The sequence below is a fragment of the Mycoplasma sp. 11548 genome (genome assembly GCF_055523555.1).
In genome coordinates, this window is record NZ_JBVFVF010000001.1 from 91,720 (window position 1) to 111,600 (window position 19,881).

A 19,881-nucleotide genomic window follows, 5' to 3' on the forward strand; every position below is an offset into this window, starting at 1 on the left:
TTTAAATTAATAAAATTGTTTAAATGTGTTTTATTAAAATTCAATTATTAATTTTCTATAGTTTCTTTTAAGAATCAAGGCATATCATAGACATCAGGGCTGTGTAGGTGAGCTTTAAAGATTTGCGAAGCTGCTGACCTATAGTTATGTAGTGAAAGAGGGTGTTCATGGTCTGTGTTAAGACCAAGCAAATTATATTCACGAATGTCATAACTATAGAATAAAGAGAATTCATCGCCACCCATATATCCACCTGATCCAGCTGTAAGAATCCCAAAGTAATTGTGTTTTCCATCTTTTTCAACATATACAGGACTACCTGAAGATCCACCACCTGAGTAAATATGTGAGTAGTAATTTCTTCAACCTGTCGCAAATGAATTATCTAAAACTCATTTTGGTCTTCTGGTAATTGACCCAGTGATTTTATCTTTTGGGAAACCTAATGTTGCTGCTTCTCAAATCATTGGAACTGATACTATTCTAAATTTAGATGGTACATCTAAACCGATATTTGGCATGCTCATTAGTTTTTCTGTTTTTCAAACTAAATCCATAAGACCACGATTGCGAGCATCTTTTAATTTATCATTTAAGTCAATTGATAATAAGATCATATCATGTGGCCCGCGAGTTTTGCTACCATCTCTAGAAACAGCGCTGTGTGCTAGTCATATTCCTTTAACTGTTACATTGCCATATCTGTGAGTAGCAGTTTTATTTCTGTTTCGTTCTAGATTATTACCATTTAATTGGAAAGCCAAATTATAATTTCTACCTGTATTATCCTTTAGGAACGAATCATCAACAACATGGCTTCAATTAGTAGCAACGCCAGTTTCAACGTGCATGTTTGTTATGTAATAGAAAGTAGCATCATTTGGATCATTATTAGTTTTCGCTAAGAAACCACCAGTACCAATTCCACCTCCTGCGGCATCCTGGGTTGCTCTTAAATAAGCATTTTCAACAACGTCTCAGTTTCTTCATTCTTCAAGGCGCATATGTTCGGCATCCATTTTGTATCCTTCATGTAATTTGAAGGATACATTTTGGTTTGGTTGATATACATTACGGTTAGCTAAATATTCACCATCAGAGTAAATTGTAATAGGTTGGTTGAATTGGTTGTATTCCATATGATTATAATCAAAACGGTTTTGATATATTCCAAAATCTTCTAATTCTTCATCATTTGTATATTGAATGCTTGCGCTTACGGCAGCAGGCAATATTAAAAATGCCCGGTTTTTTTCAAATGTTTCTTTGAAATTAATTTGTGTGTCTGGTTCATCAATAATTATTTTATATGAGTTGTCCTCCATATAGATTTTAAACTCAATACCCGTAGTTTCATTTCAGGTTAGACTTACTATATATTTAAAAGTTTTGTCTGTATTGGTTTTAGCTTCTTTAATATATTTAAGTGTTTTAGAAGCAATTAAATTATCTAAATCTATATTTAAAGCTATAGTATTATCGTTATTTCTAATGCGTTGAGTTTTTTGGTTATCATTAATTAATGAATTAGCATGTATATTGAATTTAATATTTCTATTTCTAGCATTTTGTTTAAGTAAGGTTTGCTCAAGATACTTACGTTTAAAGGTTCATGATGCAATATTAGTACGAGTATTAATATCTCATAATAAATCATCTCACATTGGTTCAATTACTCGATCACGGGTAATTGAATTTAGAGAATCTTGAATTGTTCTTAAATTTGAATTTCTTCATGTAAAACTTTCGTATAAATTATTTGTTTGACTTAAAGCAAATCCTTTTATTTTGTATCACGTATTACCTTGAATTCATTTATTGCTTTTATCTTGGACCTTAAAGCTAATGTATGCTTGGTCACCAGAAATACGTTTTATAGAATTTATTTTAAATATTGAAGCTGGTAAAGAGAAGTTTTTGTATTGAATTTCATTATTTTCATTAACTTTCAATTTAATTACTTGTTCAAGGCCATTTAAATCTCTTGCTCATTGATCTGCTGTTTTAGTTTTTAAGACTTCATAATTAATATCTAAATCGCTTAGTTTTATATTATTAACCATGATTTCTGGGTAGTGGTGTTGTTGGTAATCGTTAACTAAATTAATTAAGGTATATTCTTTCCCATTAGTGTATCTAATTGATTGATCAGTTTTCTTAATTCATCCAAGTTTAAATGACATACCACGCTTACCAACACGCTTTACATCATATCAAACTGGGAAATAATCTCCTCGTAATGTGCTTATATTTGTTGCATTCACTTCTATATCTTTATCATAATATTTGTTATCTAATGGAACATATGCTTTATCATCGTGATTTACGCCTTTATTATCTGTACCTGTATTATTAATCAACATTAAATATTCCATGTGTACAAATGCTTTTTGGTCAATTAAATCTTGAACATTGATAAGTCTAAAATCAGGTTCTACTTTAGTTGATGAAGTAAGCCTTAGGGTAAAGTTCGATTCATTAACTGAGTTAATTAAATTAATAATATTTTGATCTGGCATTATTGCATCTTTAAAGTCTTCTGCAGTAAAGATTTCACCTTTAGGCTTTAAGTCAAAGAAGTTAAGTAATTTGAAATTTCCGACTCTAATTGTTTTATTATAAACTTGAGCAGGGTTTTTAATTGGAATCTCAATTCCATCTTTTTTATATCATAAAACTAAGTTTGCACTACCATCTCAATCATTAATGTTTTTAACTTCCTTAATAAACAATTCATATTTACCAAATTTAGGCATGATATATGAATCATTGAATGCTTTGATTGCATCAGAAGCAAGATAGATTTCATGAGTGGTTTTGGTTTCAGGTTTGAATTGCAATGAATTGAAAAAAGTTGCAGCATCTCCATTAATTATTTTTAATATTTTTGCTTCATGAATTTGATCGAGATAGTCTTGATAATTTCCTTCATTATTTCAAAATTCTACTGGTTTAATAGTAGGTATTTTACCTTCTTTTATTATTTGGTTATTGAAAAAGACTTTTATTGTTGCATATAATCTATTATTTTTATATTCAAAATCATCACTGAATTCATAATTAAAGAATTTAGCAATTTTTGTCCCCTTGTGTTTGAAATATTTTAATTTTTCTGAATGAGTCAATGCTAAAAAATCAGTTGCTTTCATTTCTTTTAAATCATCATAAGCAACTTCAAAATTCTGGTCTAAAGTATCAACCTGAATTAAATTTACATACTCAGATACATTTTTATCAAATGTTTTTGTGAAATTATAAGAGTAATTTATTTCTGGGTTAGATTTTAAAGTTACTTTAACGGTTACTAACAAGTTATTTCAGTTTTTTTTGTCTAATTCTAGATTTGTGATTTGGTAATCTACATAATCATTATCATGTACATCAAAGAACAACTTAGTATTTTCAAAGGTATATGATGCAGAATATGAATATTTTTCTAGGTCATATTTTAAACCAAGTTCATTATATTCAAATTTTAATTTCTCACCAGCATCCTCTTTAAAGTAATCTAATAATGTTTTTGAATCTTGTTCTTTATTTTCTAGTAATTTGCGTTCTTGTTCTTCTAAAGCTTTTAAGTGCGCCTTAAAAGTTTCAATATTATTTTCCATTGAAACTAAAGAAATTTTTTCTAAAAAGTCCTTATTAAATAATTTAATATACTTACTTTTTTCTTTGTAATATTCTAATACTTGTTTTTGAGAACCTGTATACTCATTATTTATATATTTTTCAATACTTGTTAATCTACTATTAATTTGCTCTAAAAGTTGCATGAATATATCAAATTGTTCTTTAAAACTAGTTAAAGAAGTTAGTGAATAACTATTAAGAAGATCTTTTAAATCGTCTATATTATCTTTGGTTAATTTAGAATTTTCAATTTGAGTAACCAATGATTTTCTTAGATCTACTAATTCATTTGTTTCTATATGATTTAGCTTTTCTTGCAATTCATAGATTCCAGTAATGTTGTAAACATTCTTAATTTCATTACTTAATTGCTCTTTGATTTGACTATTAAGATTAGCATTTTCTACTAAAACTGTTAATTCTTGTTTAAGATTTTTAACATTATCTGAAGTCATGTTATTTTGGACAATATAATTTGTAAGAGATTTAAATTTATTTTCTAATTCGTTATTATATGAATTTATGTTATTAACTGATAAATTTTCATTTATATATGACTTTGTCTCGTTGATTTTGTTTGTTAATCCTGTGTTATTTAGTTCTGTTGCAAAATTAAAGAAATCATAAAGCTTTTTAATATTATCATCTATTTTTTTAATTAAATCAAAAGGTTTTTGAATTTGTGTTCTGATCTTAAATAATTTATATATTTCAGTATTTATGAAATCTTTTAAATTATTGTTGGATATTTTTATATTTTTTGCTTCTTTGACAAATTCATCTAGTTCTTTATTTTTACTGCTTACTTCTGAATTATATGCTTGAATATCGCTACTTGTTTGCTTAATTTGAGCAAGTAATTCTGGTGTAAATTGGTCAAAGTTATTATTTGTTGTATTAATAACTTTATCATATTCTTGAAGTTTTGCTTGAATTGCAGTTAGATTTTCAGGATTAAATTCAATTGTTGAATAAACACTTTCTATTTTTGTGTTAAGTATATTAAAATATTCAGTAACAAAGTTGATTAAAAGATCAGCTTTAGAAGCTGAAAAATCATTACTAGGGTAGTTTATTAAACTTTCTTTAAGTGTATCTACATTTGCATTATTAATAGATGCAAGGAAATTCTGGACTTTTTGAATATTAGGATTGGTGATATCTCGCACATCTTCCCCTGGTTTTTTGGGAACGTTTGGATTAGTGTCATTTGAACATCCAACTGCTATTGCTGGTAATAAAGAAAGTGCAGCAGATGCTAGTGATATTTTTTTAAATTTCTTCATAATGGCTCCTTTTTTAGTCAAAAGTATGATATATAAAATGTGATAATTTTGTATATATTATTATACTCGAAAATTGATCAAAAATAACCTAATATTTCTATAATATTTTGGCATTTTATTTAGTATAATTTATATACATTTTATAGTTAGATTCAATAATTTAAAATTAGGAGGAAAAATGGCAAAAATTATAAAAAAAATTATTTTAAGTAGCACAGTTTTGGTAGGTCTTTCACCTGCTTTAATTTCATGTTCAAAGGAGCCAAAACCTGAAATTAATAACCCAAAACCAGGCGAATACAAAGAAAACACGGATTTTACAAATAAATTACAAGTAACTAAAAAAGAGAACCCACAATTTGAGTTGCAATCAACTGAGACTATTTCATTATACAATGTACCAATTTCACCGGTAATTAAGGTTTGAACCGGTGAAATAATTTCAAAAAACTCACTACCATCAGAAGTAAGAATAGTTGACCAAAATAACAATGCTGTATTTAGAAAAGTTAATTGACAACTAGAACAAGAAATAACAGTTTATAATGATATGAAAATTGAAGGTACTGTTTCACATGATGGTAAAAATATGAAAGTTAATGCTATTGTTTTACAACAACGTAAATCTTTAGCAAATGACAGTAATTATGTAATTCGTGAAGATGGTCTAAAAGTCGATCAAGACATGAGCACTAAAGATGGGGATGCAAATGTAAACACGGCAAAACAAAATTTACTAAAACTAATTGATCGTTCAGGTCAATTTGGGGCTAGTGGTTCAAGATGAGACAATTGAAAAACATTTGGACAAGAACAAGATAATAACTTAGTTTTTCACTGAGACAAGCTTACTAAACTTTCCAGAGTTGAAATTTCATTTTGAATCGCGGCCAACAAAGAAGGATCTGCAGGGAAATTACCTAAGAATATTTACATATGGCATTCAAATGATGGTATAAATTGAACAAAAGTTAGAAATCAAGATAGGACATCTGATGTAGATTTTGGGCCAATGGAACGAAATAACAATAGTGGTTGGTCAAATGCTGCATTACCTAAAAATATTCATTTTGATGAAGTTGAAACACAATGGCTTCGTATTACTTGAGATCCTTCTCAAAATGATAAAGGCCAAAACTATATTTTGGGTATCACAAACATTTTCTTTAAAGGCGCTAAATCTGAAGAGTCTCTTATCTTTAATCAGTCTAAAAACATTTATAAACTAAAATATCAAGACAAAGAAGTTGATCAACCAGAAAAAGATACTGTGCTGGAGGTTAATGATTTTTCTGGCGATATAGCAGTTTCTACTAACGGTGCGTCATATGATATTCATTTAGTTAAAGAAGAAACAAATCTAAAAAAATATCTTATTGTTGTTTATAATGATCTAGGAGATTATTCAACTTATAATTTAACACTTGAACAAAAGGGGAAATAGTATGAATGTTAAAAAACAACTTAAAAAATCATTTTTATTAAGTCCCGCTTTTGTTATACCATTTACTATTTCTAATAACACAGAAGTAAACCATAGCGATATACAACAATCTTTTAAACAAAACGAGTTAATTAAATACTTACCAGTTAAAGAATTTGTTTATAAAACAGAATATTTTACTGTTCTTAATGATATTAATATTGTTTCTAGTGAATTAGATCAAAATCCTTTTTTATTAGACTTTAAAGACTTTTTGGAAAAACAAGGGTTTAATGTTTCGATTTCTAATCGCTTAGATAAACAAGTTACTAATATTGTCTTAAATCTTAGCTCAAATGATGATTTATTTGCAGGCTATAATATAAATAATGAATTCAATGATTTATATAATGATGAATACTTTATTGAAGCGGAGAAAAATCACTTTTTTGTACAAACTAAAGGTCAAAAGTCGATCGCTTATGCCTTGAATGATCTAAAAAGTATTTTTCTTAATTTAGATAACAAATCATTTAAAAATTTTAAACTACATAATTATTTTGATATTTCTAACCGTATTGTTTATGATGCTAATAATTTTAGTTTAGAAGACTTAGAAGATAATTTAAAAAATGCTGCAAGTAACAAATTCAATAAATATGTTTATTTAAATCCTGACGAGACTAATTGACGTGAAGACTATACTAGTACTGAGTTAAATGAAATTAAAACCAAGGTTGAATTAGCAAAAAAATATAATTTAGATTTTATTTATGCATTTGATATTTTAAGTAACCAACCAATAACGGATGGTGAATATTATGAATTCGATTTTAATATTTTAAAAACTAAAATACAACAACTTACCGATTTAGGTGTTAGTGGTTTTGCCGTTGTTGTTAAAAATACTGCCGGAGTAAACTATACTTTATTAACTCGGATTATTAATGAACTTAGTGAATTTTTAGGACCAATACAAAAAGATTTGTATTACTTTACAAGTATAGCAGCAAATAGCATTAATACATCATTTGCAACACTTAAGGATCATGTTACCTTAGTTAATTATGGTGCTACTAAATACGGTGATTTTGATAATGAATTTATTGAGAGATATTATGTAAATAATAATAAAAAAAGCGGGATGGTTTTAAATTGAGCAAGTGGTTATAATGAAGGTTTATTAAATTTAGATGTTCTGAATAATTTAAACATTACAAATAACTCTTTAGCACAATCAAGTTCTTATACAGTAGCACTAGGTAAATCGGCCGGATTAAACAAACTATATTTAAACCAGTTTGCAAGTTTATGATACTTAAATAGTGATAATAAAGAACAATTTAAAATTAATGCAATTAAAAATGCCTTTACTTCTTCTAATGTAGTTCTTATAAATGCTTTTAATAATGTTTCAAAACATATTATTAATACTAAAATAAATAATAGTACAAAATCAGTGGACTGATCCGAAAGTTCTGATGTTGCGAATTTATTTGATGCCTTGAGTTCTAAATATAATGATAAAAGTTTTAGTAATTTAGAAATTAATGACTTTAAATATTATTTCGAAGTACTAAAACAAGATATAGGCTTGCTTTTAAATAACAAGAATTCATTAATTGTAGACCTTAAACCTTGATTAGAAAAACTTTTATTAATTTCACAACTTAATTTAAAAATAGCTGAGATTTTAGAATATTTTAAGGATAATTTAACCTCAAGAACACAATACTCTATAAATGAAGCAATTAATTTATATAAAAAATTAGATACTTTCAAGGCTAATGAAGCGCCCATTAATGGAGCAAGTAAATTGCTCTTACCAAAAACAATTGAATTATTAACAAAAGTATATGGAAAACCACTTCAAAATATTTCTATGCAAACTACACCTACTGTTGTTTCTAATAATGGAAGTGGTGGAACTTGATTTACAGATGGTCAATTCACTCAAGCTGACACAGGTAATTTAAGCACAACAGGCGGAAGATGACAAAATATTTTTGACACAGACCCAAATTCTGAATGAGTTATTAAGCCGGGGACAGATCCTAACTTCCCAGTAGATTGATTTTTTGCTGTGAAATATCCATCAAGGAGAAATATTACAACAGTATTAATTGAACAAGCTGTTAACCATCCAAATACAAGATTTACAGACTTTTCTATAGAATATTATGATTATTCAACAAGTTCATGAAAAGCATTTAGTTCACATCATTTAGGCAGTGCAGCTCGTTATGTTGTAGGTGGTTGAGCACCTAATACTGATAAAATTAGAGTTCGTAACCATAAAGTTGCTGATCCAAGTTGGAGAATTGGTACTATTTTAGCGGCAGGAGAAAATTCAGTTTTTAATGATTTAGGTTTAACTGCTCATACTGCTAATTTAGATTTATCTACTGAACTTGAGGGTAATAATTTAGAGAATATTGTTGATAATAATAGTTCAACATATGCTCGTTTAACACATAAAGGCGGAGGAAATATACGTGCTGATGATTCATTAGATATATTATTTCCAATTTATAAAGAATATGCAAGATTGAGATTAGTTCAAGAACCTGGTTTATTATTAAAAAACTTTAAAATACAAAAGATTGTAAATGGCGAATATACTGATTTGGGAACTGAATTTAGTTCTGATAATGAGGTGATTAATATAAACATTCCTCCAAGCACTGGAAAACTTAATGGAATAAGGATTATAGCCACCCAAAATAGTGATAGTGAATGGGGTATAAAATCCGCATATTTATTTGATAAAATTGCTTCCGATATTAATTACACATATACTTCAAACCAAACAAACCAAGATAATTTTATTGCAGAATTTGAAGCGGGTAAATTTACCTTAAACAACAAAAGTCAAACTACTTCTCGTATAACATTACAACCAAATGAAATAGTGGGCTTAGATTTCAAAAAGTCATTAATAATAACTAAAGTTAATTCAAAAATTAGCAACGAAAACATCAAATATTTCTACTCACATGATGGTTATCGCTGAATTGAAGTTGCAGATATTAATAATTTAGATAACAATTTGCAAGCGAAATATTTTGGATTTAAGAATTCTTCGGAACAACCAACTGAGTTTACCTTTAGCAATTTGGAAGTTGTTACAGAAGATTCTCAATCTATAGGTAAAGTAGATTCATCGACAGTACCAATGAAAAATAAAGCAAACGAAAAGTTTGAATTTGACAATGATTTTGATAAGGGAAATGTTTTTGTTAATCCTAAAAATGGTCAATATATTATTTATGATCTTGGGAAAGAAATAGATATTGAATCCTTAAGAATTTATGCTTCTAATAAAACAGAGCACTACCCAAGAAATTTATCAATACAATTATCAAATGATAAATTAGAATGGCGCCCAGCTTTTGCAATTAATGACAAAAATTCAACCACAAATACACAGGTTTTAGGTGATACAATATTTGGATTATTTGATGAAAAACACCCTGATTATAGATATTGAGGTAATGATAAATTAAATATTAAATCAGCTCGATTTATTAGACTAAATATTCTTGCTAATTATCCGGTAAACAAGGATTTAGAAATTAGCGAAATTGTTATAAACAATCAAAAATACAACAACGTAAGAACAGAGGGTTATGAATTTACTGGTTCAGAAGTCTTAGATATTGATAAAAATAAGAAAGTTGAAAATTTAACCCAATTATTCACAGATAAAAACGATGTTAAGAAAGTTGTTTTTAGTGTAAATAATGGAAACTTCACAAATAAGAATTTAGTAATTTTCACTAACAATCCAGTTGCCAATGCCTTTGTTAAATTAGAAGTAATTAATAAAAAATCAGGGCAAATCAGTGAAATAATTCTTGGCGAATTAGTTTTAAATTTAATGAATTTTACATTACCTAATGATGCTGATTTAAGTATTCAGAAAGTTATTTTTACTTGGCAAGGTGAAAATCCACTTGTACAAAGCATTTATTTAACAGATTCGACTAATACTCAAAAATCAACTGATGAATTAAATCAACTGATGGCAAATATCCCTGGTTCATTTGAGAGTTGAAGCGATGAAAACAAAACTCAGTTCAATACATTAAGGGCCAACATTGTCAGTTCACTTAAGTATGAATATCTTAGTCAAGAAACAATTGTGGAATTCAAAAACGAGCTTTCATATTTATTAAACAAATATTCTGCTTCAGCACTTGATACATCTGAGTTGTCTTATCTAACATCACAAGTTTATTCAAATAAGAATTCAATATATACTGAAGATTCTTATAATATCTATTTACATGCTTTAGAAAATGCACGTACGTTATTAGCTAATAAAACAAAACTAAATGAAGCAAATTATAACCAAGCTATCCAAGATATAACTAAGGCCCGCCTTTCTCTAACTCATTCATTTAATACTAAAGCAACATTTTTTACTTTAATTAATAAATATAATGATCTAGATCGCAGAAATTATACAAATGAAACATTATCTCCACTCGATGAATTAGTTTCAATTAATGCTCATTTAGTTACTGCAAATAACATAAATGATCTGGATTTAGATACACTTTCTTTAGTTAATAACAGTTTATTTGATGCTTTTAATAAACTAAAATATAATGAAGTTATTCAATCATATAAAACTTTAGAAGAACTGATCAAACAAGCCAAAAAACTTGAAGATTCTTACAAGGAAGGCTGAAATGATCCGCTCAAAGAATTAAGAAATCAAATTGAATCTTCCGAAGCAGATTTAGTAAATTCAGCACTCAGCACATCTAACAATGTAAATGTTAAAAATTCAGCGACTTTATTAGAAAAAGCTATTGATGATTTTAAACTACTTGTTTCATCAAAACGTGAAAAATTAAAAAAGCACCTTGACGATCCATATATTAATATGTCTCACTTCTTTGTTAAAAGTACTGCTGATGCATATGCAAGTCAATACTCTAAAGCAAAACTTGTTTACGAAAATGAAAAAGCTGGTGAGTTAGAAGTTGAGAATGCTACTGTGGCAATGAATAATGCTCGTTTAAATCTAGAGGTAAGCAAAGATTACTTTAATTATCTTATGAATTCAGTGGAAAATAAAGATGTTAAAAGTGCTTTTGAAGAAAAAATGACCGAAATTTCTAGTAAACCAGAAGTATTGCAATTCTTGCAATTAGTTAGCAATTATATAACACCAAGTTTCTACCGTCCTTTGGAGGCTGGGAAGTCTGCATTTATAAAACAACTAGCTAAGTATAAAAACCAAGACTTAGTAAAAGAATTAAGTTATAATGTTAACCGAACATATACTTATGAATCATTTGAGCAAGCTAAAAATCAAGCACTTGAAAAACTAGATAATAGTGAAAAAACTGCTTTTAATAAAACAACAATAACCCCTATTAACCGTAAAATTACTTTATGATTTGTATTCGCCATGTTTGCAACATTAACAACTGGATTCTTTGCTCTATACTGATTTAAAATACGTAAAAAGAAACAATAAATAAAACTGGAGAGATAATCTCTCCAGTTTTTAGATTAATAATTATAATAATTCAATTCCTTGTTCTTTAAGTTCATTACGGTAGTTTTCAGGTCAAAAACTAGCTTGAACTTCACCGATATGTTTTTTTTCTAATAAAAACATACTCACACGGCTTTGACCAATACCACCACCAATAGTTAAAGGTAGTGTATTTTCAATAATTGCTTTGTGATATGGCGAGAGGTTTTTAACTTCTTCTTGTGTTTTATTGCTTTGGCTTATAATAGAATTTTGATCAACTCTAATGCCCATTGATGAAATTTCAATAGCTTTATCATGTACTTTCGAATAAACAAGTAAATCACCATTTAAGTTTCAATCATCATAGTCAAAAGCTCTAAGAGAATGAATTAAACCTGATTTAAGTTTATGACCAATTTTAGATATAAAAACAGCACCTTTTTCACGAACAATAGCATCTTCTCTTTCTTCCAAGGTCATTGCAGGATATAAGTCTTCTAATTCCTGTGAACTAATGAAAAAAACTTCTTTTGGTAAATTATTTTCAAGAACCGAAAATTCTTTAACTAAGTTTTCCTTTGTCTGGTATAAGGCAGAATATATTTTTTTTACTACATTATGTAAGAAGTCAATATTGCGATCACTTTTATTTATAATAACTTCTCAATCCCATTGATCAACATAATATGAATGAGTAAAATCAAGGTCTTCTTCCCGGCGCACTGCATTCATATCAGTATATATACCTTCGCCTGGTAAATAATTATATTGTTTTAAAGCATGCCTTTTTCATTTAGCGAGTGAATGAACGATTTCTAAATGAATATTAGGTTGCTCCTTAGGTGAGAAAGACACAGGAGCTTCACCGTTTAAACCATCATTTAATCCCGATTCTTTTAATAAGAATAGTGGAGCAGTTGCCCGTGTCAAATTCAACTTTTCCTGGATCAAAGCTTGGAAATTCTTTTTCAAGGATTGAATTGCTTTTTGTGTTTCTTTAATGTTTAATTTTGATTTATACATGGAGATATTATAGCAAATAATGTATTACACTAATTAAAAATAGTTATGTTTATAACATAACTATTTAAGTGTTTTATTAACCATTTGCATGAAATCTTTGTTTGAGGAATCTTCCATTGTTTGAAAAACCTTAAGCAATTCCTTAGTTTGTGAACGTGATAATTCAGGTTGCACTACTTTTAAGATTAATTTAAGGTCTCCTACACGGTATTTGCTTTGTACACCCTTACCACTAACTTTAATAACTTGTCCTGATTCATATGATTTTTTAAGAGAAATGGTTACTTCGCCATATGGAGTTGGAACTTTAACATTATTTTCAAGCATTATATCAATAATTGAAACTGGAAATTCTAAATATAGATCATTGCCACGACGTTCAAAATATTTATGTTTATCAACGGAAATATAAATATATAAATCTCCAGCAGGGCCTCCATTAGTTCCTGCTTCACCGTATCCTTGGAGTTTTAATACAGCTCCATCTTCAGTTCCTGGAGCAATTGGAATTTTAACATTTTTATTAGTTTTTATGTATTTATTACCTTTACAGTTACTACATTTTTTAGTAATTGTTTTACCTTCTCCTTGGCAAGTATTACATACAATTTGTTGTGTAGTAATTCCGAAAAATCCACGGCTTTGTTTTGTTGTATAACCTGCTCCTTTACATGTTTGACATGTATGAATGTCGTTTTTTGATTCAGCGCCTGATCCATTGCAATGTAAACAAAGGCTATATTTAGGAATATTTTTTTGAATTTCAATTCCATTTATTGCTTCCATAAATGATATTTTTTGAACACTTTTAATATCTGCACCTCGTTCAGCATAGCTGGCACGTCTAGATGATGAGCCAGTAAAGCCACTAAAGATATTTTCAAATATATCACTAAAACCACCAAAACCTGAAGCATTAAAGCCTTGGGCTCCAGCTCCATTATAACCGTTGGCAGCTTCATGTCCGTAATTATCATATAAATTACGTTTTTCGCTGTTTGATAATACTTCATATGCTTCATTAAGCTCTTGCATTTTTTTATCACTTGTCCCATCTTTTAATTTATCAGGGTGGTATTTCTTAGCAAGTGAACGGTAGGCTGTTTTTATTTCTTGGTCTGTTGCATTTTTATTGAGTCCTAAAACTTCATAATAATCTCTTTTATTATTCATGATATCTATTTTAGCACAAAACATATTTTATTGCTAATAAAAAATAAAAAAGAATATAAGAAAAATATTCGGATTGCTCCGAATATTTTGATTTACAAAATAACATGATTTTTCCTAGAATCAACCCCAAAAATTAGGCATTTTAACTTCTTGAGTTTTTCCGTCATATGTTACTTTTATAATAGCCTTAGTTGGATCAAATAAACTGCTAAATTCAACATAAAATCCAAATTTATTTCCATTTATTAACTTTGAACCATTTTTAACATAAGCATTAAATTTAACTTGGTTTGTTGAACCATTAACAGGTACTAACTTATTGCCTTGTATAGTGTATTTCATAGTTGTTTTAGGAGTATCAGGGTGTGATAATTCAATTGTTACTTCTTTACCATTAAGAACATTATTTGTTAAAGACTGTCTTGTTCCATTTGAATTTAAGATATTACTATCAAAAGAAACATATTTATTTCATGTTCCTTTTCTTCAAATTTCGTTTTGTTGTCATTTTGTTAATTGTACATCATTAGACTGTCTATCTTTACCGGCGACTCTGAAGTATGATCCATTTTTATAACCATTAAATGACATAACGATACGAGATTTAGATGGATCCCACCTTGTTCCTAAACGCAATTGGAATGTTATATATCCTAATTCATCATCAGCTTTATAGCTATTTGCAACAATGCTAAGATCCGCCCTATTAGAACCTAGGTTAGAAATGACTTCAGCTTGATTAGCATCTACTACATATGAAACATTTCCGGTGCTTTGACCTTCTTGTTGAATTGTCATATTTAAGTACATTTTCATATTACTATTTTTTCCAAATTTATGATTATTTGGAATTACTACTTGGTAAATTGGAACTAATCATAGTTCATTATCATATGGATATACTTCAGTATATTCATTAGTTCCATAAATATGCAAATATGGCTTTCCAGTGGATGGATTAACATTAACTTTATATGAAGCGTTTCTAGCATTTACTTTTTTCTCATCTAATGGGATAAAAGCAAAATCTTTTACTGCAGATTCAAAAGGTTTTTTAATCTCTGGTTTATAAGTTTCTACACTTGCTGCTAATTTTAATAATTCTTCGTGGCTCATTTTTTCTAAAGCAGTTTGTTTTACAACATGGCGGCTTGTTGGTTTAATGGTAATTTCTCTACCACCAAGACCAATTTCGAATTTAAAGTTTGCCGCTGTTCAAGCATAATCGCCCGCAAATTTAATATCTAGTGAATATGTCTTTGTAGCTTCATTAAATTTTCCATTTTCAAGCCTAGCACCAGTTGCTTTAAAACTAGTTGTAACTTCTTTAACTTTATTTGTGTATCCTAAATACATTACATTATCTCCACCATTTATATTAGGGTGCTCTAATGTAAAACTAATAAATGAATACATTGATTTAAGGTCATTTATTTCATTATCTTTTAATGCAAAACTAATATTTACTACATGGTATTTTTTACCATTTTCTGTAACAGTTTTATCAAAATATGCAGTATCATTACTTTGATTTGTATTAGCACTTAATCCAATAATAGGCAGTGTTATTAATGAAGTAGATAACAAAGCAAAAGCCTTTTTAAAACTTTTTTTCATAATTTTAGCTCCTTTTGGTAAAGTTAAATTGAAGCTTTACCAAAGTAATTATACTAAATATACAATTAAAATCCATTGCCTTGCAACTTTCTAAATAAGAAAACATATTATTCACTGTTTGGATTTGAATTATAAAAAGTGAATAATATGTTTTTTGTTTGTTAAATTTAATTCAATTATATTTATTTAAATAGTTTTTATATTTTGAATTTTATCAAAAAATATAAAAAAACAGCGGCTTCCTATTTTCACCTTTAGGCTATCGTCGGCGTAAAGAGGCTTAACTACTGAGTTCGGAATGGTATCAGGTGATCCCTCTTGCTATAACCACTGATAATAGTATAACACAAAAAAATAAAAGTCAAAATATTTTTTTATTTTTTTGTTCCCGTGTTTTTTGGAAAAGTCATTTACAAAATATCAACAAAATAATTGTCTTTTAATTTTAGCAGTTTTTTGTAGTTTCTCATAAACTCATTTCAAAAAAAAATTATAATATAATATTAGTATACAAAATTATAATTTATATATACAAAATATTTATAAAGGGTAAATATGACTAAAATTAATCTTAATACTTTTGTTGATGATTTAATTGCAGCAACACACGTGGTAAGAAATGCAAATAAATAAGAAATTATTGGCTAGTTTAATAACTGTTTTTAGTCTTTTCGTAATTGTTTCGTGTTCCCCTCATTATATAAATTTTGAACCTTTAAAAGATGATACTTCCAAAAAACAACAACAAGATAAAAAACAAGAACTTACAAAACTTAATGAAAGTGATAACCGTATTACTAGTAGTAATACAAAATGAAAAATACCTCAACGTAAAACTGCCGGAGAATTACTTAATTTAATACTTCCTCATTATCAGAAATTTACAACCATAAAAACATTTATACCTGATGAATGATTAAAACCTAATAATGGGTATGTTAAATATAAAAGAGTGCAAAAAAATTCAGATGGGTCGGCAGTCCCGTTTAATGAACTTTTCTTTTCAGATGACTTGCCGACTATTGATGGTCATTTTATAAAAATATCTAATATAAGCGAATTTAATGAAATAATTATTAATAGATTTAAAGAATTGCATAATTTTGATGATTTTAATCAAGACTCTCAAATAACAAAGTTATTTGAGGAATTATATTTAAATAAACAAGATCTAAATGAAGTTTTGAAAACCAGTGATATTTTTATTACAAAATATAATGAATATAGAACTCATGGCTGAAGCGGCATTTACATAATTCCATTTTATGAGAATAATAAAGTAACTTTAAATATAATAGATAGCCTACAGCATGACTATCCTGCCTGAATATTAGATTCACATGCATGAGAAGTATTTATAATTCCTAAAAATGTTGAGCTTGTATTAAAAAAATATTTCCAAAGGGATGTAGGGGGTAAAGCTGAAGAAAATTTTGGGGTTATGCTAAATGATTGATACAGTAATGATTTTATCAAGCATTATCCAGAGGCGCAAAAAATAAGTAAAAAGTAATATGCAAAAATGCATATTACTTTTTTCATATCTTCATTTTATTCAATTATATTTCATTTGATTTTATTTTCATGTTTTTTTTGTTTCATTGTATGAGTAATCTTTTAATATCTCAACTATCTTACCGATATCACATTGGGATGTGCGAATGTACTGTTTATAATTATTTAATAAAATTAGGTCTTGTGTTTAAAAATTAACTTTATTTAATAAATCATTAAAATTTTTAAGTATTAATTCTTCATTTGGGAACAAGTGAATTTAAGTCCTAATATGTCTAAACAAGTTTATAGAATCTTCTTTTGTTTTAAAAATATATGTAGCGTTTTTAACATTATCCGATAAATATATTAAAGGAACAGATTCATTATTTTTATTTAGTTTAATATGCTTATTACTATATTTATATGGTTCATAATAATTATATTTGCTTTGGTTATTTAATAATCTTTCTAGATCTTTTGCGAATAAGGGTAGGTAAACCTATTTCTTAGTCAAAGCGTTTTAGTTTCAGTTCATTAGGACCACCACCAATTTCTTTATCTTTTTGTAATTAATTATATTCCACTTTATATCATGTATATAAGGATATAGGGATTATTAATGACGTGATCCTAAAAACATTTGTGAGACTTTATTATTTTTCTCATTTTTGAAGCCATAGTTTAATTTTATTCCTTTGTATAAAATTTATTCTTCAACATTTTATTTATAGAGTTGAAGAATATTAATTTATTAATAAATTGTAGATATGAAATATATCATAGTTTAGGTTTGTCGTAATGTTTCTCAAAGACACTTATATAAAACTAAAAAAAATAGCGAGAAACTATATATAGATTGTTGCTATTTATCATCTTTAAAGCTTAACAATCTATCCCTATAATATTCATATTGCTTTTTTCTAAGGTTTATTTCTGCCGGTAAGCCTTTAGTTATATCATTTATTAAGTCGGAGAAATTATCTAATATTTCAACTATTTTGTTTTGGAGTTGAAGAGGAGGGAGAGGAATAATAAGATTATTGACAACTTCCATCGATAAGGATGGAATAGTTGTTCCGTATTTTGCTTTCATTAACTTATCTTGATTATTCTTAATTACATAATATAAATATTTATAATTAAGAATATCACTACATTCTTGGATTACATATAAATGTGCACCTGCTCAAAACTTTGTGTTTTGTCATTGGACAAACCCTGCTGATCCACCTTGAGCTATAGTGATTTTATTTTCATTGAAATTATATTCATGTCAATAACCAGTAGGATTTACACCCCCATTTATAACTGGATATCCGCTTGTAACTAATTTGTCCTTGTTAAGTTGCTTACCCTTAACACACTTAGCCACATCGCTAAGTTTTTGGTATTTAACCTCATACCCAAAATTAACTAGTTCAAAACCAAAGACATATTCAAAGAGTTTGGCTAATCCTGAATTATCTTCTCTCTCTCTCTCTCTCTCTCAATATCATTAATATTAAATGATAATATGAGATCTCTATAATATTCATATTGTTTTTGTCTTAAAGATATTTCAGAAGGTAATCCAATTTTGAGATCATGACAAATTTGCTCAAAGTTGTCTAAGACTTCAGCAATGCGGTTTTGAACTGGAAGAGGTGGAAGGGGAATTTTAATTTGTCCAATTGCCTTAGCATTAAATTGAGGCTGTGTACCAACTGAGACAATTCTTTTAGCTTGATTTCAATATAAATTAGATTTAGAAAAATGTCAATAATATTTATTGCTAATTATTGTATTATCTAAATCTATTTTTATTAAATAAGATGCAAATACTGCAGGTTCATCAGAATCAAAATATAAAGTTTTACCATATGAACCTGTTCGAGAAACTAATAAATCACCTTTCTGTAATCTATATTTTTCTATTCCCGCTTCACTAGGGATATACTTTTTGTTATCCATTATTAAACTACCATCTTCAGATATATCAGTAATCCTAATATATCTGAAATCACCCTCATCTTTAGATGATGCTGTATAGCCATATGTAAATTTAGCAATTTGATCTAATGTAATTTCCTTTATTGAATCATCAAAAGTTAATAATTTATCGCGATAATACTCATATTGTTGCTTACGGTATTTAAGTTCTGTTGTAAGTTCTGTTGTAAGTTCTGTTGTAAGTTCTGTTGTAAGTTCTGTTGTAAGTTCTGTTGTAAGTTCTGTGAAATTATCAAGAATTTTAACAATTTCATCTTGGACTGCGCGGGGCGGGATAGGAATAAGAAGATTATTGACAACTTCCATCGATAAGGATGGAATAGTTGTTCCGTATTTTGCTTCCATTAACTTATCTTGATTATTCTTAATTACATAATATAAATATTTATAATTAAGAATATCACTACATTCTTGGATTACGTATAAATGAGCACCTGCTCAAAACTTTGAGTTTTGTCATTGGACAAACCCAGCTGATCCACCTTGAGCTATAGTGATTTTATTTTCATTAAAATTATATTCATGTCAATAACCAGTAGGATTTACACCACCATTTATAACTGGATATCCACTTGTAACTAATTTGTCTTTGTTAAGTTGTTTACCTTTAACACACTTAGCTACATCGCTAAGTTTTTTATACTCAACACCACCAGGACATAATTCTTTAATTAAAGACTCTATTTTGTTCATAATGCTCCCTTTAATATATAATAAATTAATTTTAACATAAATTAAATCGC

The 19,881-nt window shown here is 27.9% G+C and carries 9 protein-coding genes and 1 rRNA gene; 3 read left to right on the forward strand and 7 right to left on the reverse strand.

From position 1 onward, the window contains the following. Window positions 1-47 precede the first annotated feature (47 nt). Window positions 48-4,919, reverse strand: a complete 4,872-nt coding sequence (locus AC0B4K_RS00390) for an MGA_1079 family surface serine endopeptidase (protein ID WP_465103350.1) — start codon at window positions 4,917-4,919, stop codon at window positions 48-50. 178 nt (window positions 4,920-5,097) lie between these two features. Here AC0B4K_RS00390 and AC0B4K_RS00395 point away from each other — a divergent pair, with 178 nt between their 5' ends. Continuing rightward, complete coding sequence (locus tag AC0B4K_RS00395; protein WP_465103351.1) at window positions 5,098-6,363, forward strand: fibronectin type III domain-containing protein; 1,266 nt, start codon at window positions 5,098-5,100, stop codon at window positions 6,361-6,363. Window position 6,364: 1 nt separating this feature from the next. Continuing rightward, complete coding sequence (locus AC0B4K_RS00400; protein WP_465103352.1) at window positions 6,365-11,836, forward strand: beta-N-acetylglucosaminidase domain-containing protein; 5,472 nt, start codon at window positions 6,365-6,367, stop codon at window positions 11,834-11,836. 42 nt (window positions 11,837-11,878) lie between these two features. Here the strand turns inward: AC0B4K_RS00400 and asnA are convergent, their stop codons facing one another. From asnA to rrf, 4 genes are all read right to left on the reverse strand, one after another. Continuing rightward, window positions 11,879-12,862: an aspartate--ammonia ligase gene (asnA, locus tag AC0B4K_RS00405; RefSeq protein WP_465103353.1), complete on the reverse strand. Its 984-nt coding sequence runs from the start codon at window positions 12,860-12,862 to the stop codon at window positions 11,879-11,881. 60 nt (window positions 12,863-12,922) lie between these two features. Continuing rightward, the gene (gene dnaJ / locus AC0B4K_RS00410) at window positions 12,923-14,035 is read right to left on the reverse strand and encodes a molecular chaperone DnaJ (RefSeq protein WP_465103354.1); all 1,113 of its coding nucleotides are present in this window, start codon (window positions 14,033-14,035) and stop codon (window positions 12,923-12,925) included. Between the two features lie 114 nt (window positions 14,036-14,149). Continuing rightward, entirely contained in the window at window positions 14,150-15,652 is a 1,503-nt protein-coding gene (locus AC0B4K_RS00415) for a hypothetical protein (RefSeq protein WP_465103355.1), read from the reverse strand. A 229-nt stretch (window positions 15,653-15,881) separates the two neighbouring features. After that, window positions 15,882-15,987, reverse strand: a 5S ribosomal RNA gene (gene rrf / locus AC0B4K_RS00420). 284 nt (window positions 15,988-16,271) lie between these two features. On the opposite strand from rrf, the gene AC0B4K_RS00425 reads away from it, so the two are divergent. After that, the gene (locus tag AC0B4K_RS00425; RefSeq protein ID WP_465103356.1) at window positions 16,272-17,165 is read left to right on the forward strand and encodes a hypothetical protein; all 894 of its coding nucleotides are present in this window, start codon (window positions 16,272-16,274) and stop codon (window positions 17,163-17,165) included. 846 nt (window positions 17,166-18,011) lie between these two features. On the opposite strand, the gene AC0B4K_RS00430 is transcribed toward AC0B4K_RS00425, so the two are convergent. Beyond that, window positions 18,012-18,602, reverse strand: a complete 591-nt coding sequence (locus AC0B4K_RS00430) for a restriction endonuclease subunit S (RefSeq protein ID WP_465103982.1) — start codon at window positions 18,600-18,602, stop codon at window positions 18,012-18,014. Then, window positions 18,599-19,831, reverse strand: coding sequence for a restriction endonuclease subunit S (locus tag AC0B4K_RS00435; protein ID WP_465103357.1), 1,233 nt, complete (start codon window positions 19,829-19,831; stop codon window positions 18,599-18,601). The genes AC0B4K_RS00430 and AC0B4K_RS00435 overlap by 4 nt, the downstream gene beginning before the upstream one ends. Between the last annotated feature and the right edge of the window lie 50 nt (window positions 19,832-19,881).